General features: G+C 49.8%; 20 protein-coding genes and 2 tRNA genes. 15 read left to right on the top strand and 7 right to left on the bottom strand.

Features of this window, described 5'->3' with window-relative positions; genetic code table 11:
• Window positions 1-3 precede the first annotated feature (3 nt).
• From BGX16_RS05790 to BGX16_RS05780, 3 genes are read left to right on the top strand one after another with little or no spacing between them, the layout of a single operon-like run.
• On the top strand, window positions 4-576 hold the full coding sequence (locus tag BGX16_RS05790) for a chromate transporter (RefSeq protein ID WP_100425197.1): 573 nt from the start codon (window positions 4-6) through the stop codon (window positions 574-576).
• Complete coding sequence (locus BGX16_RS05785) at window positions 573-1,169, top strand: chromate transporter (protein WP_100425196.1); 597 nt, start codon at window positions 573-575, stop codon at window positions 1,167-1,169. Before BGX16_RS05790 ends, BGX16_RS05785 begins: the two co-directional genes overlap by 4 nt.
• The gene (locus tag BGX16_RS05780) at window positions 1,162-1,869 is read left to right on the top strand and encodes an acyl-[acyl-carrier-protein] thioesterase (RefSeq protein WP_100425195.1); all 708 of its coding nucleotides are present in this window, start codon (window positions 1,162-1,164) and stop codon (window positions 1,867-1,869) included. Before BGX16_RS05785 ends, BGX16_RS05780 begins: the two co-directional genes overlap by 8 nt.
• A gap of 23 nt (window positions 1,870-1,892) precedes the next feature.
• On the opposite strand, the gene BGX16_RS05775 is transcribed toward BGX16_RS05780, so the two are convergent.
• Window positions 1,893-2,888, bottom strand: coding sequence for a bile acid:sodium symporter family protein (locus tag BGX16_RS05775; RefSeq protein ID WP_100425194.1), 996 nt, complete (start codon window positions 2,886-2,888; stop codon window positions 1,893-1,895).
• Between the two features lie 123 nt (window positions 2,889-3,011).
• A tRNA-Glu gene (locus tag BGX16_RS05770) sits at window positions 3,012-3,084 on the bottom strand.
• A gap of 110 nt (window positions 3,085-3,194) precedes the next feature.
• Here BGX16_RS05770 and BGX16_RS05765 point away from each other — a divergent pair.
• Genes BGX16_RS05765 through rpmB form a run of 5 tightly spaced genes read left to right on the top strand, consistent with a single transcriptional unit; the run spans window position 3,195 to window position 7,769 of the window.
• On the top strand, window positions 3,195-4,730 hold the full coding sequence (locus BGX16_RS05765) for an ATP-binding cassette domain-containing protein (RefSeq protein WP_157797896.1): 1,536 nt from the start codon (window positions 3,195-3,197) through the stop codon (window positions 4,728-4,730).
• Window positions 4,727-5,311, top strand: a complete 585-nt coding sequence (locus BGX16_RS05760; protein WP_100425192.1) for a methyltransferase family protein — start codon at window positions 4,727-4,729, stop codon at window positions 5,309-5,311. The genes BGX16_RS05765 and BGX16_RS05760 overlap by 4 nt, the downstream gene beginning before the upstream one ends.
• A 12-nt stretch (window positions 5,312-5,323) precedes the next feature.
• On the top strand, window positions 5,324-6,565 hold the full coding sequence (locus BGX16_RS05755; RefSeq protein ID WP_100425191.1) for a 3-deoxy-D-manno-octulosonic acid transferase: 1,242 nt from the start codon (window positions 5,324-5,326) through the stop codon (window positions 6,563-6,565).
• Window positions 6,562-7,494: a 4-hydroxy-3-methylbut-2-enyl diphosphate reductase gene (gene ispH / locus BGX16_RS05750; protein WP_100425190.1), complete on the top strand. Its 933-nt coding sequence runs from the start codon at window positions 6,562-6,564 to the stop codon at window positions 7,492-7,494. The genes BGX16_RS05755 and ispH overlap by 4 nt, the downstream gene beginning before the upstream one ends.
• Before the next feature lie 53 nt (window positions 7,495-7,547).
• Window positions 7,548-7,769 carry a 50S ribosomal protein L28 gene (gene rpmB / locus BGX16_RS05745; RefSeq protein ID WP_100425189.1) on the top strand — a complete coding sequence of 74 codons (222 nt, stop codon included), beginning with the start codon at window positions 7,548-7,550 and terminating at the stop codon, window positions 7,767-7,769.
• A gap of 154 nt (window positions 7,770-7,923) precedes the next feature.
• Here the strand turns inward: rpmB and BGX16_RS05740 are convergent, their stop codons facing one another.
• From BGX16_RS05740 to BGX16_RS05730, 3 genes are all read right to left on the bottom strand, one after another.
• Window positions 7,924-9,378 carry a potassium/proton antiporter gene (locus tag BGX16_RS05740; protein WP_100425188.1) on the bottom strand — a complete coding sequence of 485 codons (1,455 nt, stop codon included), beginning with the start codon at window positions 9,376-9,378 and terminating at the stop codon, window positions 7,924-7,926.
• Window positions 9,379-9,466: 88 nt separating this feature from the next.
• Window positions 9,467-10,117, bottom strand: coding sequence for a 3'-5' exonuclease (locus BGX16_RS05735; protein WP_100425187.1), 651 nt, complete (start codon window positions 10,115-10,117; stop codon window positions 9,467-9,469).
• A gap of 30 nt (window positions 10,118-10,147) precedes the next feature.
• Window positions 10,148-10,567, bottom strand: coding sequence for a lysophospholipid acyltransferase family protein (locus BGX16_RS05730; protein ID WP_157797895.1), 420 nt, complete (start codon window positions 10,565-10,567; stop codon window positions 10,148-10,150).
• Window positions 10,568-10,707: 140 nt separating this feature from the next.
• On the opposite strand from BGX16_RS05730, the gene BGX16_RS05725 reads away from it, so the two are divergent.
• From BGX16_RS05725 to BGX16_RS05715, 3 genes are all read left to right on the top strand, one after another.
• A tRNA-Cys gene (locus tag BGX16_RS05725) sits at window positions 10,708-10,780 on the top strand.
• Window positions 10,781-10,913: 133 nt separating this feature from the next.
• On the top strand, window positions 10,914-12,674 hold the full coding sequence (locus BGX16_RS05720; RefSeq protein ID WP_100425185.1) for a sensor domain-containing diguanylate cyclase: 1,761 nt from the start codon (window positions 10,914-10,916) through the stop codon (window positions 12,672-12,674).
• Between the two features lie 15 nt (window positions 12,675-12,689).
• The gene (locus BGX16_RS05715; RefSeq protein ID WP_146139514.1) at window positions 12,690-14,336 is read left to right on the top strand and encodes an EAL domain-containing protein; all 1,647 of its coding nucleotides are present in this window, start codon (window positions 12,690-12,692) and stop codon (window positions 14,334-14,336) included.
• Window positions 14,337-14,405: 69 nt separating this feature from the next.
• Here BGX16_RS05715 and BGX16_RS05710 read toward each other — a convergent pair whose 3' ends face one another.
• Window positions 14,406-14,942 (bottom strand): PEGA domain-containing protein, encoded by a 537-nt coding sequence (locus BGX16_RS05710; protein WP_100425183.1) that lies wholly within the window; start codon window positions 14,940-14,942, stop codon window positions 14,406-14,408.
• A gap of 102 nt (window positions 14,943-15,044) precedes the next feature.
• On the opposite strand from BGX16_RS05710, the gene BGX16_RS05705 reads away from it, so the two are divergent.
• The 3 genes from BGX16_RS05705 to BGX16_RS05695 all read left to right on the top strand — a co-directional run bounded on the left by BGX16_RS05705 (window position 15,045) and on the right by BGX16_RS05695 (window position 19,731).
• Window positions 15,045-16,754 (top strand): ABC-ATPase domain-containing protein, encoded by a 1,710-nt coding sequence (locus BGX16_RS05705; RefSeq protein WP_100425182.1) that lies wholly within the window; start codon window positions 15,045-15,047, stop codon window positions 16,752-16,754.
• Between the two features lie 227 nt (window positions 16,755-16,981).
• Window positions 16,982-18,820, top strand: coding sequence for a pectate lyase family protein (locus tag BGX16_RS05700; RefSeq protein WP_100425181.1), 1,839 nt, complete (start codon window positions 16,982-16,984; stop codon window positions 18,818-18,820).
• Between the two features lie 71 nt (window positions 18,821-18,891).
• The gene (locus BGX16_RS05695; protein WP_100425180.1) at window positions 18,892-19,731 is read left to right on the top strand and encodes a hypothetical protein; all 840 of its coding nucleotides are present in this window, start codon (window positions 18,892-18,894) and stop codon (window positions 19,729-19,731) included.
• Here BGX16_RS05695 and BGX16_RS05690 read toward each other — a convergent pair.
• Window positions 19,728-20,123, bottom strand: a complete 396-nt coding sequence (locus BGX16_RS05690) for a pyridoxamine 5'-phosphate oxidase family protein (RefSeq protein WP_100425179.1) — start codon at window positions 20,121-20,123, stop codon at window positions 19,728-19,730. The genes BGX16_RS05695 and BGX16_RS05690 overlap by 4 nt on opposite strands.
• A 157-nt stretch (window positions 20,124-20,280) precedes the next feature.
• Here BGX16_RS05690 and BGX16_RS05685 point away from each other — a divergent pair, with 157 nt between their 5' ends.
• Entirely contained in the window at window positions 20,281-22,434 is a 2,154-nt protein-coding gene (locus BGX16_RS05685; protein ID WP_241899471.1) for a glycosyl hydrolase, read from the top strand.
• Window positions 22,435-22,438: the final 4 nt, after the last annotated feature.

Here is a 22,438-nt window from a genome sequence, read left to right as displayed (position 1 = left end):
AAAATGAACAATCTTTACTTAGAAAGTTTTCGAACATTTTTTAAGATAGGATTGTTCACTTTTGGTGGCGGCTATGCGATGATCCCGATGATCGAAACGGAAATTGTCGATAAAAAGCACTGGATTTCAAAAGATGAATTGATGGATTTGCTTGCGATTGCACAGAGCTGCCCGGGCGTTTTTGCAATCAACATCAGCATCTTTATCGGTTACCGCTTGCGCGGTGTGAAGGGCGGAATTTCGTGCGCAGTCGGTACGGCTTTGCCTTCGTTTTTGATTATTCTTTTGATTGCTCTTTTCTTCCATCAGTTCAAGGAAAATCCTTACGTGGCTGCTCTCTTCCGCGGCGTTCGCCCGGCGGTTGTGGCGCTGATTGCGGTGCCGACCTTTAACATGGCGAAAAAGGCGAAGTTGAACAAGTTCACGATTTGGATTCCGGTGGTGAGCGCCCTTTTGATTTGGCTTTGCGGGGTTTCTCCGATTCTCATTATTTTGGCGGCAGGTTTTGCCGGATTCTTTGTGGGGAAGGCGAAGCGCAAAAAAGCGGACCGTGAAGAAGAGGAGGGTGAAGCATGATTTTCCTTTCGCTCTTCATTACGTTCTTCCAGATAGGGCTTTTTGGCTTTGGCGGAGGCTACGGCATGCTTTCGCTGATCCAGCATGAAGTCGTGATGAATCATCATTGGATGACGGCGGGTGACTTTACGGATATTGTGGCGATTAGCCAGATGACGCCAGGACCTGTGGGAATCAACACGGCGACTTATGCGGGCTATACCGCGTTACAGAATGAGGGCGCAAATCAGTTCCTTTGCATTCTCGGCAGTATGACGGCGACTTTTGCGCTCGTATTTCCGACGACGATTTTAATGCTCTTGATTAGCCGCTATTTTATGAAGTACAAGGATAATGCCTCGGTGCGCCTGGTGCTTGACAGTTTGCGGCCCGCAGTGGTGGGACTTTTGGCGGCGGCGACGCTCCTTTTGATGACCAAAGAGAACTTTGGCTCTTACTCGGAAGATTCCGTTGGATTTATCTTTTCTGCAGGGCTTTGTGTGCTGACTTTTGTCTGCATAAAATTTTTCAAGGTAGGGCCCATGAAGATGATTGGGGTGTGCGCTTTGCTCGGTCTAGTTTTTACATGGCTGACAGGAGGCTTTTGTGCTTAAGATTCAAGATCAGGTAACCACCAGTTGCACGGACTGCAATGGAAAACTGAAACTCTTTTCTGCATTCCAGATGATGCAGGACTGTTCCGAACTCTGGCTCGATACCGCTACGGAATACAGGGACTTTTTGCGGGCACATGGACTTGCGCAGTTGATCGCTTCGCGCCAGGTCGAAGTCGTCCGCGTTCCGAATTATAAGGAAAAGCTCACGATTCAAACAGGCGTTTACGGTTGCGAACCGCTCTTCGGATTCCGCAACACGTTCATCTACGACGAAGCGGGAAATCCTTGCTACAAAACGTGGAGTCTAGGCGTCTTTTGCGATTTGAAGACCGGTCGCATGAAGAAGCTTCCGCAAGAAGTCATAGATGCCTACACTTATGAGCCGAAACTTGAAATGCATTACAAGGACCGTCGCATTGTCGTCCCGAACGCAGAAGTGAAAACCTTTGAGCCGGTTGTCGTTTCAAGAAACGACATCGATTACAATCAGCATTTGAACAATGCGCATTACGTTCGGATCGCCTCGGAATATTTGCCGGAAGATTTTAACGTGAAAGGTGTTCGCGTGGAATACAAGGTTCCGGTGAAGCTCGGCGAAGAAATCGTGCCGCAGGTTTTGACGGAGGGAAACTTCATTTACGTGAAGCTTTTGAAAAAAGAATTGCCCTGCGCGATTTTGGAATTCGAACAGGGCTAGATCTATTCAAAATGATGGAAGAGTTACGACTGGGCCGCATTCAAGACGCGGTCTTTGTCTTTTTGCATTTTCCTTTCGGCGTGCTGATCCATCAAAATGAAGATGCCGGCGAGGATCGTTCCCGAAATCGAATGCCACACGCAGGAAATCGCAGCGGCAACGGCGGCTTCCGGGTAAGCGGGGAAGTGTTGCGTTGCAAGGCCTGTGGCAAGGCCCGCATTCTGCATGCCGACTTCGATCGAAATCGTGCGATTCTTTGCCTTGCTCATGTGGGCGATTTTTCCGATTATATATCCAGTGGCATAGCCTAAGGAATTGTGCAGGAAAACGCAGAGGAAAATCATGATGCCCGAGCTGAAGAACTTGCTGCCGAGAAGCGAAATCACGCCGCCGACGATGGCGCCAAGGCCGAGCACGGCAATGCCCGGCATCCAGGAGCGCACCATCAGAAAGCCCTGTTTTTTATTCAATAGGTAATTCAGAACAAAGCCGCCGACGACCGGGAAAATCGTGACGCAGAGAATTGTCTTGAAAAGTCCCCATGCGTTGACTTCCACAATTTCACCGGCGAGAATCTTCATAAGGACCGGTGTAAGAACCGGAGCGAGGAGCGTGTTCACCGCCGTCATGCCCACGGAAAACGCGACGTCGCCCTTGCAGAGGAACGACATTATGTTTGAAGAAACGCCGCCCGGGCATGTGCCGACGAGCAGAAGGCCAATTGCGATGCCTTTGGGAAGCCCTAAATGCACAAGCGTAAACGCGATGAGCGGCATAATCGTAAACTGCGCCAAAGTGCCGATGAGAATATCGCCCGGACGCTTGGCCAAAATGGCGAAGTCTTGCGGGGAAAGGGTAAGCCCCATGGCGAACATAATAATGCCTAAAATGATAGTCTGGGTGTCGCCTTTGACCCAGGCGAAGGAAGGAGCGTAAATGAAAGCCACGACCGCGAAAATCAAAACAACTGGCGTGGTGTATTTGGAAAGAAATTGAGAGAATTTTGTTAACAGCATAATGCCATCCTTTTGGAATGCGCTGAAAAGCTAAACATTATGGAAGGGATTGGCTAAAAGGGTTTTGGGCTTTGACGATTTCAGGGCATAAAAAAAGAACTCGTCAATTTGACGAGTTCTTTTTCGTACCCCCAAGCGGGTTTGAACCGCTGTTGCGGGAATGAAAATCCCGAGTCCTAGGCCACTAGACGATAGGGGCATTGTTTAGATGTGCCAAATATAGATATTCTTCCTCGCTTGTCAAGGGGGTTTTGTGAAAATTCTATTTTTTATCGTATGAATCTGTCGAAATGGCTAAAAAACAGTGCAATGGCTGCGCTTTTGCGTTTATTTCCGCTCGTTTTATTGGCGAGTCTTGCGGATGCAGCGCTTTTGGTCGCGATTCGACACTTCATTCAGATTCTAGAAAAAACGGCCGGGACGACGATTGCGGAATGGCTCGGAGTCACACTTGGACTGGTTGCGCTGCGCTGGGTGTTTTCTTACATGCGCGGAATTTCAGTCGAGAAGACGATCCGTCATGTGGAAGCGGGGCTTTTGCTGTGGTTTGCGCGGCGCCTGCGAACCCTTTCTCCCCAATATTACCATAAGGTACAGAGCGAAGAACGTTTGATGGTCGCTTACGATTCCATACACACGGTAAGCGCAAGTGCAGAAACGTTGATGTTTACCTTGCAGGCGATTTTACAGCTGGTGATTTTTTTGCCGGTGCTGTTTGTGATGTCTCCGTGGCTCACCTTAGTGGTACTGCTCGTGGTGCTGCCGGTGATTTCTTACATCCAAAAAAAATTGCACGCGATGAAACCTTCGGTCGATGAAGAAATGGTGAAGCGCGGAGAGCTCCGTTCCGAAGTGGAATCGGCGAAGCGTTTCTTTCGGCTGTGGAGTTCGGCAGAAGATCTTTCGCGGATTGTGCAGAGCCTTTTTGCCAAGGTGCGTTCCGTGTTGAATTCCAGCGTTTCGGTGGGACGTCGCAAGGTGGTGCTTGCGCAGGGAATGGAATCGCTTTCGGTGATTTCTGTGATACTGATTCTCGGGTTTTGCGGTTGGATGATTTTGAACGGCAAGCTCGATGCGGAAGGCCTGGTCCTTTACTGCTCCGCGCTCTTTCTTTGCTATAAACCGGTGAAGGAATGTTCGCGCCTTTTGCCGCAGATGCGCCTTGCCAAAAGCGCAGAGAACGTTCTCTTTGAACTGGAAAAGGCTCCGCGCAAAAAACGTTTGCAGTCGCATGCAAAAAGGACGCTCGAACTTTCGCAGATCGACTTCTCTTATACCGATGACATGGAAAAGACGCCTGTGTTCCAAGGCTTGGACATTTTACTGCAAACGGAAAAGCCTGTCCTTTTGCAAGGAGCGAATGGCTGCGGAAAATCAACGTTCTTTAAGCTCGTTGCGGGCCTTGAAGAATCGAAGAAGGGAAGCATTTTGCTGCCAGAAAATTTTGCCGGAAACGGCGTCTTTTCGGTTTCCCAGGATTTGATTTTACCGCCACGGGAATTTGTGTTGCAAAAGATTCAGGCGTTGCAAGGGAACGCGGCCTTTGCGGAACTATGGAAACTCGTCCGCGGAGAAAAGCTTTTGCAAAAAAAAGGGCTTTCGGGCGGAGAACGCGCCAAAGTCGCTCTCTTGTGGGCGATCGCTTCGCCTGCCAAAATTTTACTGCTCGACGAACCTTTTGCTTTTGTGGTTCAAGAAGAACGCGCTCCGATTTTGGTTGCGCTTCTCGCTGCGGCAAAGGCCCGCGGAAAATGGGTGCTGCTTGCGACGCACGAACCGATGTCGAACGATTTGACGGAGCGCTTTGAAATCTTAGACTTTACAAGACTGGAAGGGCGAGCATGAATGTTCTGTACCGTTTCCGAGGCGTCATCCTTGGAATCTTTGCCGTAGCCCTTTGGGCTTTTCCACATTCTTCGGAATGGATTCCAGCTTCGGCGGGGATTCTTGCCTTGCTCGGTATTGTGCTCCGTGTGGAGGCGCGCCGGGTGATAGGTGAACATACGCGTGGAAACGAAAAGGCTGCGCCGGAACTTGTGATGTGGGGAATTTACGCAAAACTTCGCCATCCGCTGTACCTTTCTAATTTGTGCTTTTGCTATGCGTTTGTGCTCTTTCATTTAGGCTGGCAAACCCTTTCGTTTGCGTTTGCGATGGGAGTTACTTTATTTGTATTCCCGCTTGCGAAAACGGAAGATGTCTTTCTTAAAAAAAAGTTCGGAGAACGGTTTGTGAATTGGGCTAATCGCACTCCGATGTTCTTTCCGACATCTTTTTCGGCTGCGCAAGGCGAATGTACGTCGTCCGGCGTAAAACGCTCCGTTTTGGCTTCGGTTTTAGCGGATCGTTGGACGTGGGTGTGGCTGATCTTTTATACATTGTTGCTGTTTGTTCGGCGATTTGTGGAATTGCCGGTGTTGCTGTAAGAAGGATTTGAAATGTTCGGCTTGAATGCGATTCGTAGAACTTTGGGTATTGTAGCTCTTGCTGCGGGCAAGGTTCCGTCATTCAATGAAAAATTCAAAATCCAAGATCGTATTCGCGGTCCGTTCCCGAAAGGCCCTTGCTTTTGGATGCACGGGGCAAGCCTTGGCGAATGCAAAATGCTCCTTTCGCTCGCCAAAATCTTAAGGGCAGAGCTTCCGGATCTCCCGCCCATTCTGATTACAACGCAAAAGGCAGAAGTCTGCGCTTATTTGGAGCCTCTTGCCTCTAAAGAAGGCGTTCTCGTTTCTATAGCGCCGCTCGATACGCAGAGCGCGATTCAGAATTTTATGGATGCGGTAAAGCCGGTGATGCTTGTCCTTGCCGAAAATGAACTTTGGCCGGGATATCTCGCGGCGATGCGGGAGCGTTCGATCCGTCCGTCGGTCGCTTTGGTTTCGGGACGTTTTTACCGTTGCATCGATACGCATGAATTCCGTTCGATCGGTTTTGTGAGCATGCAGACGGGTGCGGACCTGACGCGTTTTGTGGCGGCAGGGGATTATTCCGTTGCGGCGAAAACGATTATCGGTGGTGACTGGAAACTTCTCTCGTGGGCAAAGTCCGGTTCCGAAGTGGAATCTCCCAAGGATTTCTGCGTCGATACGGCTTTCCTTTCTTTTCACAAAGAAGAATGGAAACCTCTTCTGGAAATGCTTGAACTTGCGGTAAAGGCGAATGAATCGATCGTGCTTGCGCCGCGCTTTGAAGAAGAGTTGCCGAAGTTCCGCGAAGGCTTGGAACAGGCGGGCATTTCGACTGTGGAATGGCCGGAAGTCAAACCGGGAGCTGTTTCGCTTGTGACCGTTTACGGCAAGCTGACAGAAGTTTTGCAGACTTCGAAATCGTCGGTCATCGGCGGATCTTTTTCGCGCTCTCTGGGCGTGCATGATTTTTGGGAATCTTTGAAGCTGGGTGTCGCTACTTGCATCGGTCCGTTTTCCCGCGGGCAACAGGCTTCGGTGGAAGCGCTTCTTCGGGAAGGTGCGATTGCGCAGATCAAGACCGCTGCGGAATATTCTTCTCGCTCGGTTCCCGACGTGAAACGGGTTTACTGCTTCCTTGCCCATGAACGGGAAAAGGTGGTGTCTTCTTATAACGCGTTCGTCAATTTTATTCAGACGACGCTTGAGACGGATAATTCGGAATCCAAGAACGACTCGGAATCCAAGAACAATATGGATGCCTCTGTATGAAAAAACTTGTTCTAGCTAGCCCTCGTGGATTTTGCGCGGGAGTCGATCGCGCTTTGCATATTGTCGCCAAGGCACTCGAAAAATTCGGTGCCCCGATTTATGTGCGCCATGAAATTGTGCATAATGCTTTTGTCGTGAGCCGCTTTAAGGCTCAGGGTGCGATCTTTGTCGAAGACCTGCAGGAAGTCCCGGAAGGGGCGACTGTCGTTTTCTCGGCGCACGGCGTACCGGATTCGGTTTACGAAGAAGCGAAGAAGCGCCATCTGCACGTGCTGGATGCGACGTGTCCTCTGGTGCAGCGCGTTCACATGAGCGCCAAACGTCACCATGCGGCTGGACGTCACGTGATTTTGATAGGCCATGCGGGCCACGCGGAAGTGGAAGGCCATTTGGGCCAGGTGTCCGAAGGCTGCATGACTTTGGTCCGCAAGGCGGATGACGTTAAGAAATTGTCCTTCCCCGAAGGGACGGAACTCGCCTACATTACGCAGACGACGCTTTCTGTTTCTGAATCCAAGGACATTATCGATACCCTTCGGGAACAATTCCCGAATATCCAGGGCCCAGTCCGCGGCGATCTCTGCTATGCGACGGGAAATCGTCAGGTAGCAGTCGCTTCCCTGTGCGATCAGGTGCAGTCCCTGCTGGTAGTCGGGTCTAAAAATTCGTCCAACTCGAGCCGTTTGGCGGAATTGGGCAAAGAACATGGGATTCCTTCACATTTGATCGACAGTGTGAAGGATGTGGATCCATCCTGGTTCGACGGAATCGATACGGTGGGCCTTTCGAGTGGCGCAAGCGCCCCGGAGGACCTCGTTCAAGACGTTGTGGCCTGGATGCGTGAAAAATATCCCGGAATTGAGGTCGAAAACTGGGTGACTATGCAGGAAAAGTTAAAGTTCCCTTTACCTGCAGAATTAGCATCTTGACGAAATCCGTTAAATTAACTAATGTTGTGCCCACTAAAACACGGAGTTATACAATGAGCCGTATTTGCGAAGTTTCTGGAAAAGGCGCCCTCGTTGGCCACATGGTTTCTCACTCGAACCGTAAGAAGTTGATTCGTCAGCTTCCGAACCTTCAGACGAAGCGTTTCTACGTTCCGGAAGAAGATCGCTGGGTTTCTCTTCGCGTGAGTGCCGCTGGCCTTCGTACGATCGAAAAGCGCGGCATTTATGCCGTCGTGAAAGAACTCGGTCTCTAATCCTTTTCCGGATTTTGTAACACGAAAAGTCGCTTTCTCGTTAAAGCGACATTTCGTGTTTTAAATGCAAATTTCAAAAATTCCGAATGGAAAAAGCCCGCGATGCAGCGGGCTTTTCTGTTAAAGGAAGAGTCTTTGCTCGGGAAGATTCTGTTTATGGTTCTTCGATAGGATCGGAGCCTTCCCTTAAGAATGTCTTCAGTGCGTGTTGACGCGAAAGCGGGGCGAGGATGAACAGGATGTCTCCAGGTTGCAGTTCGATGGCTCCACGTGGCGGTAGAATCTTCCCGTTGCGAGTGATGGACGTGATAACGACATCCGTGCTGAACTTGAGATCCTGGATGCGTTTTTTGGCGCAGTGATAATCGTCGTGGATCAAAAATTCGAACATGTCGATGTCGGATTGCTTGATTGCATGCAGTTCCACGGAAAAGGGGGAGACCGGGGACTTGGGGATGGTCAGCTTGGCGCGTTTCGCGATTCTTCCGAGAGTGCTCCCCTGCAAAAGGCAAGAAACCAGGACGGCAAAGAAGATGATGTTGAAGACGGATTCCGCATCCTTTAAACCATAGGCGGCGGGGTACGTCGCAAGCACGATGGGAACCGCGCCCTTGATGCCGCCCCAGCTCACAAAAAGTTTTTCTTTTGTGGAATAGCGGAAGGGGAGAGTCGAAAGCCAAACAGCGACAGGCCTTGCGACAAAGATCATCAATGCGGCAATTAAAAGGCCTTCTTTCCAGACGAGTGCAAAGTTCCTCGGAAACGCGAGCAGTCCGAGCATCAGGAACAGCGCCATGTTGCAGAAGGTGGAAATCCCTTCCAGAAAAAGGCTAACACCGCGCTTGGCCACAAATTCCGAGTTGCCGAGCCAATAGCCCATAAAGAATACGGCAATGATGCCGTTTGCCTGAATTTGATCGGCAAAACCGTAACCGAAAAGAATCACGCCGATGAGCAACACATAATAGTATCCGCGGTTTTCGGAGTGGAGATGGTTAAAAAGAAAGTGGGCTATTTTGCTTGCTAAAAATCCGATAAGGATTCCGCCGGAAAATTGCCAAGCGAGTCGGCTGAAGAATTCCCAGAGGCTTGTGTCTTCCCCAGCGATGCTTCCGAGAAAGGCGAGCGTTAAAAGAATGGCCATCGGGTCGTTTGCCGCGCTTTCTACATTCAGGGTGGCGGCGAGCTTTTTCTTCAACGGGTTTTGCCGCGTAATCAAGAAGACGGCGGCGGCATCGGTCGATGAAATAATCGAGCCGATGAGCATCGAAAGCATCCAATCGTAATCCATAATCCAATGAATGCAAATTCCGAGAACCATTGCGGTGACGGCGACGCCAAAGGTGGCGAGCGTGATTGCCGGCTTGGCGGCAACCTTCAAATCGGAGCGCATGGTGCGGAATCCGCCATCGAACAGAATGAAAATGAGTAGGATGTCGGCAACCTGTTTGGTGAATTTCGCATCGCTGAATTCGATAAGTCCTAAAATGTCGCTGCCGACAATCAAGCCGACCGCGAGGAATACCACAAGAACGGGGAACCCTATTTTATCGGAAATACGAGTCGCAAAAAGCGACGCGATAATGAGCAACGCAAAAAGAAGTAGCATGCTTTAAATGTACGAAAAAACTGAAAAAAGTCAAAAATGGCACGTACGCATGCACAGGTTTCCGTAGGAATTTTCAATGCGGAAAATTTTAATTCATCTTTGTCAGGTACGCGGGCGTCGAACCGTGCTTGATGATGCAATTCAGAATGCGGGATATATCCCAATCCTCTTTGCGAATGCGGCGACGGAGAAGGGCGACGAAAACTTCCATGAGCATTTCGCAGTCGTAAACGGCGCGGTGCATTTCGTCGTTGTTGATCGCGAGCTTGATCTGGCCCTTGATGCGTTGGAACATGTGGGCGAGATCGCCAAGCTTATGGCTCTTGAGTTCCGGCAAAATCGAACGGGCGACGCGCAGGCTATCGACAATCGGATTGCCCGGCAAAAGCTGTGGATGCTTGGTGTAGGCGACGTGCAAAAATCCCGCATCGAAGTCTGCGTTATGGGCTACGAGAATCGCGGACTGGCCGCAGAAAACGGTGAACTTTTTCAGGGCTGTATTGATGTCTGGAGCGTTTTCCACCATTTCGTTTGTAATGTGGTTCACTCGTGTCGCTTCGTCCGGAATCATCATGGGTGGTTTTACCAAGGTCTGGAATTCCGAAATTTTTTTGGGACGGATGATGCCGTTGTCGTCGTAAACGGTGAATTTGACGGCACCGATTTCCACGATTTCATCTTTGTTAGAGAAAAGACCCGTTGTTTCCAAGTCGAAAGCGACGAAGGTAGAATAAATCATTCAATACTCCCAATCAGAATCAAACACATTTCAAAGATAGCTTAATGAAATTGTCAATTTTGACAATGGGAGGGGAATCTTTGCCTTGTCCCAGCTGCGGAGCGAAAAATGCGCCCCATAGCGGACTTCCAGTTTGTAAACCGGAGCGTTTGCCCGCTCCGCAAGCCAACGCGTACCGGGCTTTTCCTGAAGAGCGGGGCCTTTGGGACCGTCGAGCGCCATTGCGCAGGAATTTCCCTCTTTCAGCTGCCGCAGAACCTCGCGAATTTCGAGCGTTTTCTCGGAACTGGAGCCGCGAACGACCTTGTACCCGAGGTCAAATGCGATTTTTGCAAGAATTTCTCCATCGGAACTCGGTGAAATGAAGGCGACGAGTCCGGATTTTCGAAAGGCGGCTGTCGCCGCAAACAGGTCCTGGTGCCACAGCGCTAGAATTCCTGGATTTGACATATCCACAGAATTTCCCCAATTAATCCTCAACGAGCGGAGCCAAAGCTCGATAAATGTGCAAAAAAGGCGTTTTTTTAGAGGGAGTCTGCGCATCATCACCTTGGAAAATAACAAAATATTTCCTATAATTGCAGTCACATGGCGACGTACCCAAGTTGGTAAGGGGCGAGTCTGCAAAACTCTTATTCCCCGGTTCGAGTCCGGGCGTTGCCTCTGAAAAAAGACGGATGTTTTTTATCCGTCTTTTTTCGTTTGTGCATATATTGAATGTATAGGGTTGTTGAATTTGAGGGTCGCTCAGGAATGCGAGGAATCTCTTTTCTAAAAATGGATATACATTGAGACTATGAAGCAATTTCAATTTGAATATACCAGCATCGGGAAGCTGAAAAGAGAATTGGATAAGATCAACCAATGGCGTCGATCGAAGGTGACTTCTTGTGTCCTGTTCGAATTTTATGCAGAAGACATTGAACGTTCGCAAATTGAACTTGCTTGTGAGATTATCGATCAAGAAGTGCCGGACGCACTGTACATGGGCTGCTCCACGAACGGTAACATCATTGAAGGCGGACTTTCTTCGTCGCCAATCGGTGTGGTGTGTACCATTTTCGAATTCCCGTCGACGCGTGTAAAACTGATGCACTATGTGCTGACAGAAGATTGCGCTCTCGATGTCGTGGCGGACTTTAAGAAACAGCTCGTCAAGTATCCGTGGGTGAAAGCGGTTTCGATGCTTGTCACGATTCGCGGTATGTCGATGACGCCGTTCTGTGATGCGTTTACCGATGTGGATCCGGACATCGAGATTTTTGGTGGCGGAGCCTTTAACCCGGACTTGAATAACGATGAAGCTTGCGTGTTCAGTAAAGTGCGCGGCTATACGGAAAAGGGTGTCGTCTTCTTATTGCTCGGCGGTGAAGATCTGAATGTGATGTCGACATTCATCACGGGTTGGAAACCTCTTGGCCGTGAATTCAAGGTGACCAAGGCGGATGGCTGCATTCTGCAAGAACTCGACGATCGCCCCGCTTATGACGCTTACTACAAATATTTGAATATACCGAACAACGAACACTTCTTTAGCAATACTCTTGAATTTCCGTTCTTCTATAGACATCATGGAATCGATATTTTGCGAGCGCCGATCGCGAGCAACGAAGACGGTTCTTTGACGATGACTTCGGATATTGAAAAGGATGTGAGCGCGCGAATTGCTTACGGTGATCCGTGGACGATTCTTGAAAGTATTCAGAAGGACGGAAAAAAGATTGCGGAATTCCAGCCGGAACAGATCAAGATTTTCTCTTGCGCCGCACGTCGCACGTACTGGGGTGACGACGAAATCAGTAAGGAAACGTTCCCGTTTCAGAGTATTGCTTCGACTTCGGGCTTTTATACCTCGAGCGAATTCTTGAAAACCGACGGGTACTTGAATCAGCACAACGTGACTCTTGTCGTCGCCGCTTTGCGTGAAGGTCCTAAGGATTTGAACGTGCATTTTGAAATGCAGAACGAACAGTTCGCCGGAAAGGTCTCGATGATCAACCGCCTCGCGACCTTTATTGACGCTGCGACGGTAGAACTCGAAAAAGCGAACAGGAAGCTCACCGAAATGGCGATCACGGACAGCATGACAAAGCTTTTGAACCGTGGAGAAATCCAGCGCCGTATCAAGGAAAGCGTAAAAGTTTTCGAGGAAACAGGCGAAAAGTTCTCTTTGCTGATGTACGATATCGACTTTTTTAAGCAGGTGAACGATGCCTGTGGCCATAAGGAAGGGGATGCTGTCATTCTGAAACTCGCGGATGTATCTAGGCGTGCGATCAAGGATCACGCTCCGGAGGCAAGTATCGGCCGTTGGGGCGGAGAAGAATTTATGATTCTTTTGCCGGGAATTCAGGCGGAACGCGCAAAGCTTTTGGCAGAAGTCATTCGCACCTCTTTTGCCGCAGTGGACTTTACGGTTGCACATCATAAGACGATTAGTCTCGGCGTGACTGAAGTCTGTGAAAATGATTCATCGGATAAGATTTTGATGCGTGTGGATAATGCGCTTTACAAAGCGAAGAAACAAGGTCGAAACCAGATTGTGGTGATGAGATAGCGGAGGGGCGTGTTTATGGTTAGAAAAGAAAAATTGGATTCCATGTTTAACGCTTTCTCCATTGTAAGTGGTGGAAATTATGTCTATGTGTGCGACATGAAGCAAGATCTTTCGCGATGGTCCAAGTCTGCTGTGGATTATTTTGGCCTTCCGTCGGAATATATGGAAAATGCGCAGAGCATTTGGAATGAACATTTGCATCCGACGGATCGCGAATATTTTAACGAAAGTATCAATGCGATTTTTGCTGGCTCTGACAATAATCATACCTTGGAATATCGCGCCCGTCGTTTAGACGGCGAATATGTGGTCTGCGTTTGTCAGGGTGTTGTCATCCATGACGATGATGGAAAGCCTGAATATTTTTGCGGTTCTATTAAGAATCATGACAGCGTCAATTACATTGATGATGTAACGAACTTGCGCAGTCTTTACGGTTTTTTGGATGATTTGAAGTCGGCGTTCTGGAAAAAACAGGAACTCGATATTTTAATGATCGGCGTCGAGGAATTTTCTCGCACGAACGATATTTTTGGTTATACCTTTGGAAACCGCGCTTTGCGAAAGCTAGGCTCGCTGTTGCTTTCGGAATTCCGTTGCGAAGGCCAGGTGTACCGCATGGATGGAACCAAGTTCGCTGTGATTGCGCAAAAGTCTTCGATTCAGCGCTTGAGTGAAATCTATGCGGATTTGCAGGAAACCTGTGCCAAGGAATTCTATGTGGGCTCGGACCGTTTGACGCTTTCGCTTTGCGCGGGAGCGTTGCACTTGGAGCGTTTTTCGGTGAGCCCGGATACGGTGTATTCGTGCCTCAGGTTTGCACTTCACGAATCCAAGGGGAACCATCATGGGGAACTATTTGAATTCCAGGAAGTGGTGATCGATGAAAGCCGTAACAGCCTCACGCGTTTGAACGAGATCCGCAACAGCATTGTGGACGAATGTGTGGGCTTCGAGCTTTATTACCAGCCTGTCGTGGACGCAAAAACCGAAGAGATGTGTGGAGCGGAAGCATTGATCCGCTGGAGAAACAACGATTACGGTCTTGTTCCGCCGTTCCTGTTTGTGCCGATTCTGGAGCAGGATAGTCTTTTCCCGGAACTCGGAAAATGGATTTTGCGCGAAGCGATGATTTGCGGAAATCGGATTCGAGCCAAGTATCCGAATTTTGTGATGAACGTAAACCTTTCTTATGCGCAACTTGAAAGGACGGACTTTGTCGATGTGGTTTTGGATCTTTTGAAAGCGACGCATTTCCCAGCAAAGAATCTTTGTCTTGAACTCACAGAACGTTGTCGCTTGCTCGATGTGAAACTGCTGCAAAATATTTTTGTGCGCCTTCGTGAGGAAGGAGTGAGAATCGCTTTGGACGATTTCGGCACAGGATTTTCTTCGCTCGGCGTTTTGCGCAAGCTCCCGATCGACTGTGTGAAAATTGACCGCGATTACGTGCTGAACATTCAGTCGAATAAAGAAGATCGGAACACGGTGAAGTTCATTTCTCAGCTGGCGGAAGCTTTTAATGCGGAGCTTTGTGTGGAAGGCGTGGAAACCGCAGAAATGCGAGACATGCTCCGCAAATTTAACGTGACGAGTTTCCAGGGCTTTTACTACTCGCGTCCGGTACCGATTGAGGAGTTCTGCGTAAAGTACAGTTGTTGAAGATGAACAAGAAATCCCGCTGCATTGCAACGGGATTTTTAATCTCATTTCGCTTGAGAAAGGCTTCGATTAATATCTCTTGCCCTTGGTGGCGTCGAGGAAGACCTTCACCGTCTTTTCGCCTTCGATCTTTACAAGCTGTTCCGCGGCACGACCGTTGTTGCATTCTGCACGGATCATGTGGTCGCCTGCGTCAAGGTTGTTCACGGTGAGAGCTGCGCCATCGGTACGGTCGGCGTTATCGCCGTCGACGTAGATGTAGCATTTGCCCGGCTTCGTCGTCACTTCGACGTTGCCCTTCGGAATCACGGTGCCGAAGTTGAATTCGTTCTTCTTGTTCGGCCAAATGTTCACGCGCTTGTTGACGAGTTCGTAACCCTGGTCCACAACGATCAAGGTGTAACGACCAGACTTGACGTCGCGATTTTCAATCGGGCTCTTGCCGAGAAGTTCGCCGCCGAGATAGACTTCGCTGTTGGACGGTTCGGTGAGGATGGTGACCTTAGCCGGCTCTCCACGAGGAGGAGGTTCTTCGGCCATGGCGACGACTGCGCAGAACGAGAGCGTTACAGCGCTGAATGCAAAAAGTTTCGAGAGAAATTTCATTTGTAACTCCTTCTAAATCGTCTTCTAAGATATAAAGAAAAATGGCCCTTGGCGGAGCTCGGAATGTAAAAATGCCCTTATAAATTGTACTTTTGCTTGTAAATGAAAGAACTTTATCAAAAATTGCGCACTTTTACCGGCAAAAGCTATGGCCTGTACAAAAGCTTGACCGGAAAAACATGGAACTTTGGCGACTTCGACATGGAATTTATCCATGTGCAGGGAGATCCGTATGCTCCGGCTTCGCGCCTTAAATTCAACGCTCCGATTGAAATCCTCGGCATTCCGGCGGAATGGGGAAATTCTCCTGTAAAACGCTTGGCCCTTGCCGACTACTTGCTGCGTAGGCTCAGTGCGGAAGTGGAAATCCGCTCGGAAGAAGAAAAGCTCCCGATTCACGCTCTGGTTCCGGGCGAAGAAGTGCTTGTGCGGAACGCGCTTTGGGTGGGCGGCCCTTCGGAAAACGGTGGCAAGGCGGTCGTCGAAGTGATGCTCTCGGTGGGGCTTCCGGGCGACAAGCGCATTATCGATGTGCCTGCGGCGGTGGATCTTTTGACGGCGACGATTCCCGACCTTTTGATGACGCTCTATTTGAATTCCGAAGCGGAACGCGCCGAAGCTCTGAAGTATATTGAATCTTTGGAAGTTCGTGAAGCGCTCCTTGCCGCTGTGCAAGAAAAAGGCTTTGTCGCCTTCGTTCCGAACGGGGCGATTTTACCGCGTGAATCCGGAACGAGCGACCTTCCGAAAAAAGATGCGGTCCCGTTTGAAGCTCCGAAGGAACTGCTCCAAACCTTTGAAGTCTGTGGAAAAAAGATTTCGGGCATGGCGATTCCCAAAGGCATTACGATTATCGCGGGCGGAGCTTACCACGGAAAATCGACGCTTCTTTCGGCGCTGGAAAGTTCTGCCGTTCCGCATGTTCTTGGTGATGGCCGAGAATGGATTGTAACGGATCCGTCGGCGATGCGCATTGCTGCGGAACCGGGCCGCATTGTGAAAGGAACGCGTATTGCGCCGTTTGTGCGACAACTCCCTTTTGGCGTTTCTACGGAAAAGTTCGAAACGCGTTCCGCTTCCGGTTCTACAAGTGAAGCGGCGAATGTGATGGAAGCGCTTGAGTTTGGATCGAAAACTCTTTACGTCGACGAAGACGCATCGGCGGTAAACTTCCTCATTCGCGATGCGCGCATGCGCTCTCTCGTCGGCGAAAAAGATGAACCTCTGATTCCGCTTTCGGATCGCGCAGAAGAATTGAAAAAGCTCGGGGTGAACATGGTTCTTGTCGTCGGCGCCTGTGGCGATTATTTGAAGGTCGCCGATACGGTGCTTGTGATGAAGAATTACGAGCCGATGGATGAGACGGCAAAGGCGAAAGAAATCGCCGCGGCTTCGAGCCTGCAGGCTCCGCTTGAAAAGCTTCCGTCTTTTGGAAATCTCAAGTGCAGACCTTTTCCGGCGCTCTCGGAAGATCTTGTCGGCGGCGTGAAAACGCGTACCGCCCAGGAGCGCCAGGTGAAGATTCGCCTGCGTGGAACGGAGCTTACAATCGGTTACATCACTGCGGATTTGCGAGCCCTTTTCCCGACCGCTCGTACGGCACAGCTTAGCGGTCTTGGGCTCTTTTTGCTCAATATGCTGCAGAACGTAGAAGAGCTTCCGACCGACGAAGCGATCCACAAACTTTATGTGCAGATTCAGAATGTGGGCTTCCGCCGACTTCCGCAAGGATTTTCCAAGGATTCGGAGCTTCCGCGTGAACAAGAAATCGCTGCGGCGCTACTCCGTTTTGAAAATCCACCTAAACCGTAACACCTTGTAGGTGAATTGAAAATTTGAGAACATTTCAATGGAGATGTCTGTGACATAAACTTTGTAAATTTTTGTTTTCAAGTTCCTAGAAATTGCGCAAATTCAATGTTTTTCTGATTTGATTTATTTGTGGTTTGAAAAATCTATTGTGTTTTTGATAATTTGATATAAATTTTCTTTTAGAAATTTTGAGAACATTCTCAAAGTAAAGGGAAAAGGGTGGACCTATGAGAACAAAACAGGCAATCTTCGCTACGGCTCTTCTTGCAACGAGTGCATTTGCTGTGACCGCTCCGGATCTTCCGATGACGGGATGGGCAACTCAAAACGGAGGCACCACGGGCGGTGCGGGTAAAACCACGGTCACCGTGAGTAACGTGGACGATCTACGCGCGTATGCAGAAAAGGGTGGCTACACGATCTATGTGAAGCCGGGAACTTATACCGTTCCTTCCAAGAGCGCAATCAATGTCGGCGATAACGTGACGATTTACGGCTATCAGGGCGCGATCATTGCGCAAACCTATACCGGCACGAAGAACGAAGACAACACCGTTTTAAACATTGTAGGCGATAACGTCATCATCCGGAACATTGTAGTGAAGGGTGCTGGCGCTGTCGATAAGGACGCGGGCGACTGCATGCATGTCCAGGGCGGATCTCACGTTTGGATTGACCACGTCGAAGTCTACGACGGCGAAGATGGAAACCTGGATGTGATCAACGGTGCGAACTATGTGACCATTTCTTGGAGCAAGTTCCACTACACCAGCGCTTCTTCAAATCACCAGTTCAGCAACCTTATCGGCAATAGCGATAGTAAAACGACTGACTCCGGAAAACTCAAAACCACGATGCATCACAACTGGTGGGCAGACGGTGCCAAGGAACGTATGCCGCGCGTGCGTTTTGGCGAAGTCCATGTAGCGAACAACCTTTTCGATAGCGATGATGCGAGCCACTGCGTGCGTGCTGCCTATAAAGCGAATTTGCGTGTGGAAGGCAACGTATTTATCGGGGTGAACAAACCGATTGACCTTTATGACGGGGACTATACCGCGGTTTATTCGAATGGCAATTACACGGAAAATACGAGTGGAAATTCCGGTAGCGGCACGAATTCGAACGCCTTTACGCCGACGTATTCCATGAGCATTACCGATGTGAGCACGAAGGCAAAGGCTTATGCTCTCCGCGATTCCATTCAACTTTATGCGGGAGCGACCCTTCCGGATCCGGGTTCTTCGGGCACGGTAACGCCTGCTTCTTCGAGCGCTACGGAGTCTTCGAGTTCTGTAGCCTCATCTTCCTCAGTGAAGAGTTCTTCTTCGATCGCGACTTCATCGAGCTCTGCGGCAGTGAGCGGTGCGGCGGCATTGACCAAGCACGGTTCGGGTTCTGCCACGCAGACGGTCGCTCAGGGTGAAGCGATTGCGAGCTTCTATTACACGATTGAAAATGCGACGGGCGCAACGGTGACGGGTCTTCCGGATGGTGTCGCGGGAACGCTTGACGGCTTGAATATCACGATTTCGGGTTCGGTTTCTGCAACGGCAGCTGTGGGAACGTACAAGTTCACGGTGACGACGACCGGTGCGACGGCAAACGTTTCGAAGTCCGGGACGATTACGGTGACGGCTGCAAACTCTACAGCTTCTTCGAGCTCCGTTGCGCTTTCTTCTTCCTCGGAAAAGAGCTCCTCTTCTGTCGCGATTTCGTCTAGCAGTGAAACGGTCCTTTCCTCGAGCAGCGAAGAAGTCGTGGAATCTTCGAGCTCTGAAGCGACGGAAGCGATTTCGATGGTGAACGTGGCGAAGACGCAGATGAGTCTTTCTCCGGCGGTTATTTCTTCGACTTCGACTCTTCGCTTTACCGCTGCGCATCCCGGCATGGTGCGGGTAACGCTCATGAATGCGATGGGCATTGCGGTGCAGTCGGTACGTGTGTATGCGAACGCCGGTGAAAATTCGGTGAATCTTTCTCGCAGATCGATTGCTTCGGGAACGTACTACTTGAATGTCCGTGGCGCCGGTTTGAGTCTCTCTCGCCGTGTGAAGGTAGACTAAACACTTACTCACAACCAAAACCAAGAAAGGTTCTCCGAACGGAGGATCTTTCTTTTTGTAATTTGAAAATCATGAAGCATTTTTTCGGCATCGTGTTGGCAAGTACCGCAATTTCGCTTGCGGCGCTTTCGGAAGAAGTTCGGGATAACTTTGTCGTCTCTTGCGAAGAAGGAGGCTCTTCGCTTGCTTTCTGCGATTGCGTTTTTGGCAAGGTGGAACAGAAATATTCCCAGGCGCAGATCGATGCGATTGAACTGAAAATGCGCCGCGGTCATGCGGACATGGGCTACACGAATTTTGTGAAAAAGGCTTCGCAGGAATGCAATGCAAAGCTCAAATCGGGCTCCTCCCTCGGAGCGCTTGCCGCAAGTGAAGACGCTCAAAAATCTCAAACGCCAAAACGGGCTCAAAGCGCCTCGGCTTTTTCCGCAGAAGATCTCGCCGCGCTAGAAGCTTTGGGCGTTGACGCGGACTTTGCCCAAGGCGTGATGAGCGCGTTGCTCGAATCCCCGGAATACAAGAACATTTTCCTTGCGGACTGCGCCGTAGAAATTCGTCCGTACTTTGGAACGAGCCGGGCGGCAAGTACGTGTGAATGCGCCTATCAAAAGATCATTGCGAACGGCGGTGTAGAAAATCTTATCCGTTTAGTCGATTCAAAAGGCGAGATGAATGACTCGCTCGCTTTGGAAATGATCTTGCCCTGTGTTCCAAAACAGTACACGGCGGAAATGGAAAAGTTCTTGATGGATTCTTGTACGACGGTTGTGTCGAAAGAAATTTGCAGCTGTGTTGTCCGGGATGTGAAAAAACACTTTACCCTGGAAGAACTTTTGCGTCGCACCGTCGCAAACCCGACATTCATTCAAGGCTATGTGACGGGCGCCGCAATGCGCTGCAAGGAACATTAAACCATCGGAATGGTAACGATCTGACCGACGGACTGGTAAACATTGGCCTGAGCCTGTCTAAAGCAGAGAACGGCAAAATGCGGATCGTCGATCGAATAAATCTTTTGTGCGAACGGATTCTGTTCCAGTAAAGCTTCTTTGGCTTCGCGGTTTGGGTCCGGAGCGATTTCGCCAGTGATGCGAATCCAGTCGTCGCCCGCCATGGCGCAGATTTCCACCTTCGGATTTTCGATCATCTGCTTGTAGCAATCCTTGTCGTTTTTGGTGCAAATGTACAGACGGTTATTGTACTTGGCGACGATGCCGAACGGGCGGCATTTCGGCTGGTTGCCGTCGGTGGTGGTCAAGTAAAAAACGCCTGCTTTTTTCAAAAATTCGAGCGCGGTTTCCATAAGATTCAAATCTCCGATTGGATGTGGAACATTTCAAATGTATACAATTTTGAAGTAAAGGAACAAAGCTTAAGCGGGAACTCCTTAGAAGTAAGTTAAACTTTCGCATGTACGGTTTGGGATGGAATAACTTATTTTACCGATGAATGGAGAACTTATGACTCATAAAATGTGGACCGCTTTGGCGGCTTTTTCGGTAACGATCGGTGTGGCTGCGGGAATTGCTTCGGCAGCTTCTGTGACGATAGATCCTTCTTTTACAAAGCAGAAAGTGGTGGGCTTTGGCGCGGGGAGCGTCTATTACCAGAATTGGATTACGGCTCTCGGTAATGAAAAACAGGAAGCCCTTTACGACACCGCTTTCACGGGTTTGAACCTTTCGCTTTTACGTGTCGGTAATTGGCTACAGGATACTACGGCTTCTCTAAAAAACGATTCCATCATTATTCGGGCGGGTAAGGCTCGTTTGGGTGACAAGATGAAGGTTTTGATGTCGAGTTGGTCAGCTCCGGCTTATTTAAAACCGAGCGGCAGCGTGAACGGAAGCGACGCAGATGGCGACTCCTTGAAGGCGACTCTCAAGACTTCGAACTCCGACAAGTACGGTAGTTACGCCTACGGTGATTTTGCTCATTGGTGGAAGGTCTCTTATCAAAGGTATGCCGCAGCCGGAATCGCCCCGGATTACATCAGTTTCCAGAATGAACCGGATATGTTTGCGACGTATGAAGAAACGCTCTTTGCTCCGAGCGAAACATCGAGACGCGCAGGCTATGCCGAAGCACTGATCGCTATTTACGATTCCCTTTCAACGCTTCCGAATGCACCGACGATTGTGGGTCCTGAACCTCTTGGCATTGGCTATAACAATTTCCAGGGTTACATGAACGTTTTGGACGAAACCAAACTCGGTGGGTATGCTTACCACTTGTATCACGCCGGGGATGGCCACGACAATTCTTTGAACAATTACAAGAACCCGGAAAATTTCCGTTCTCCGATGACGAAAATCGCAAGCTCTTACGGCTCGGATACAAAGCCGATCATTATGACGGAATTCTGCTCTATGGAAGAAAATGGCGTGGAATCTTACATGGTGGGCCTTGCGCACATTATGCAGGTCGGTTTTACCGATGGCAAATTGAACGGCTACATCGCCTGGGAACTTTTCTGGGGTGAGGGCAAGGGTCAGCTGATTGGTGTTTGCACAAATGGCTGGGGCAACTGTACGGCTGATGAAATCACGATCAGTCCGGAATACCACGCAATGCGTCACTATTCCAAGTTTGTGAATCCGGGTTGGAAGGTGATTTCGACAGCTTCTGATGAAACCGCTTTGAAGACTGTCGCTTTTGTGAGCGAAGATGCGGATTCCATTTCGCTGGTTTTAACGAATTCCGGTACAACGGCTTTGACTCTTGACCGTCCGAAGGTTTCGGGTTACGGCACGGCTTATGCGGTGCAGTCCAAGGAAAACGGTTTTAAGAGCAAGAGCATTACCCTTTCAAGCTGCTTTGTGCTTCCTGCGCGTTCCGTGACGACGCTTGTGCTGGTGAAGGGCGCTACCGAAGCGTCTGCAACGACTTGCGAAGACGAAACAACGGATGAAAGTAATGCGAAGCCGGTTTCTTCCGATACGCTCGTACTTGTGGATTATAGCGAAACGACCGATGTTTCGAACTGGAAAAGCGATGAATCCTTGACTGCGGTTTCTTATGGTTCGAAGGTTCTCGATGGAATTTCGGGTTATGCGGAGGTGCCTCTTGCCGGTTGCCCTCAGAGCGATTGCGGTTATCAGCATGCAATTTTTGCTTTGCCGTCGAGTGTGAACACCGCTTTGCAGGAATGCTCCGCGATTGAAGTGACGATGCATTCCATGGCCGATACGACGACCTATGTGAACGTGGGTGGCGCCGGCGGTTCACAATGGGTGAATTACAAGTACGGCGTGCAGGGCGGTAGCGAATCTTGGGTGACGACGACGATTGACCTTGCAAGCGAAACGGGTGACGCAAACACGGTCTACGGTTCGACTCAGCTTACCTTCAACAGCGATGGTCCGGGCGTTTATATTTCGAAGATCATCGCTACGGGTTGTGGTTCTTCGGCGATTCCGGTGCGTAAGGTGGGTTACACGCCGATCGCTTCGAATGGTATTTCCAAGATTTATGACTTGCACGGTCGTATGGTCTGGACGGGAACACTTTCCGAAGCGGAACTTTCCGGTCACACGCTTCATATTCAGAATTTGAAGGCGGGCGTGTATATGATTCGCTCGGGATCTCACACGACGACCGCTGTAAAACGCTAAATTA

Origin of the sequence: Hallerella succinigenes (assembly GCF_002797675.1) — a bacterium.
Classification (GTDB): Bacteria; Fibrobacterota; Fibrobacteria; order Fibrobacterales; family Fibrobacteraceae; genus Hallerella; species Hallerella succinigenes.
The sequence above is the reverse complement of the archived record's forward strand: the minus strand, read 5'-3'. Positions and strand labels throughout refer to the sequence as shown.

Bases quoted from the DNA above. Each gene is read 5' to 3' on its own strand.
- BGX16_RS05790 (WP_100425197.1), top strand. From the start codon at position 4: ATGAACAATCTTTACTTAGAAAGTTTTCGAACATTTTTTAAGATAGGA.
- BGX16_RS05785 (WP_100425196.1), top strand. From the start codon at position 573: ATGATTTTCCTTTCGCTCTTCATTACGTTCTTCCAGATAGGGCTTTTT.
- BGX16_RS05765 (WP_157797896.1), top strand. From the start codon at position 3,195: ATGGCTGCGCTTTTGCGTTTATTTCCGCTCGTTTTATTGGCGAGTCTT.
- BGX16_RS05760 (WP_100425192.1), top strand. From the start codon at position 4,727: ATGAATGTTCTGTACCGTTTCCGAGGCGTCATCCTTGGAATCTTTGCC.
- BGX16_RS05755 (WP_100425191.1), top strand. From the start codon at position 5,324: ATGTTCGGCTTGAATGCGATTCGTAGAACTTTGGGTATTGTAGCTCTT.
- ispH (WP_100425190.1), top strand. From the start codon at position 6,562: ATGAAAAAACTTGTTCTAGCTAGCCCTCGTGGATTTTGCGCGGGAGTC.
- rpmB (WP_100425189.1), top strand. From the start codon at position 7,548: ATGAGCCGTATTTGCGAAGTTTCTGGAAAAGGCGCCCTCGTTGGCCAC.
- BGX16_RS05740 (WP_100425188.1), bottom strand. From the start codon at position 9,378: ATGCTACTTCTTTTTGCGTTGCTCATTATCGCGTCGCTTTTTGCGACT.
- BGX16_RS05735 (WP_100425187.1), bottom strand. From the start codon at position 10,117: ATGATTTATTCTACCTTCGTCGCTTTCGACTTGGAAACAACGGGTCTT.
- BGX16_RS05730 (WP_157797895.1), bottom strand. From the start codon at position 10,567: ATGTCAAATCCAGGAATTCTAGCGCTGTGGCACCAGGACCTGTTTGCG.
- BGX16_RS05720 (WP_100425185.1), top strand. From the start codon at position 10,914: ATGAAGCAATTTCAATTTGAATATACCAGCATCGGGAAGCTGAAAAGA.
- BGX16_RS05715 (WP_146139514.1), top strand. From the start codon at position 12,690: ATGGTTAGAAAAGAAAAATTGGATTCCATGTTTAACGCTTTCTCCATT.
- BGX16_RS05710 (WP_100425183.1), bottom strand. From the start codon at position 14,942: ATGAAATTTCTCTCGAAACTTTTTGCATTCAGCGCTGTAACGCTCTCG.
- BGX16_RS05705 (WP_100425182.1), top strand. From the start codon at position 15,045: ATGAAAGAACTTTATCAAAAATTGCGCACTTTTACCGGCAAAAGCTAT.
- BGX16_RS05700 (WP_100425181.1), top strand. From the start codon at position 16,982: ATGAGAACAAAACAGGCAATCTTCGCTACGGCTCTTCTTGCAACGAGT.
- BGX16_RS05695 (WP_100425180.1), top strand. From the start codon at position 18,892: ATGAAGCATTTTTTCGGCATCGTGTTGGCAAGTACCGCAATTTCGCTT.
- BGX16_RS05690 (WP_100425179.1), bottom strand. From the start codon at position 20,123: ATGGAAACCGCGCTCGAATTTTTGAAAAAAGCAGGCGTTTTTTACTTG.
- BGX16_RS05685 (WP_241899471.1), top strand. From the start codon at position 20,281: ATGACTCATAAAATGTGGACCGCTTTGGCGGCTTTTTCGGTAACGATC.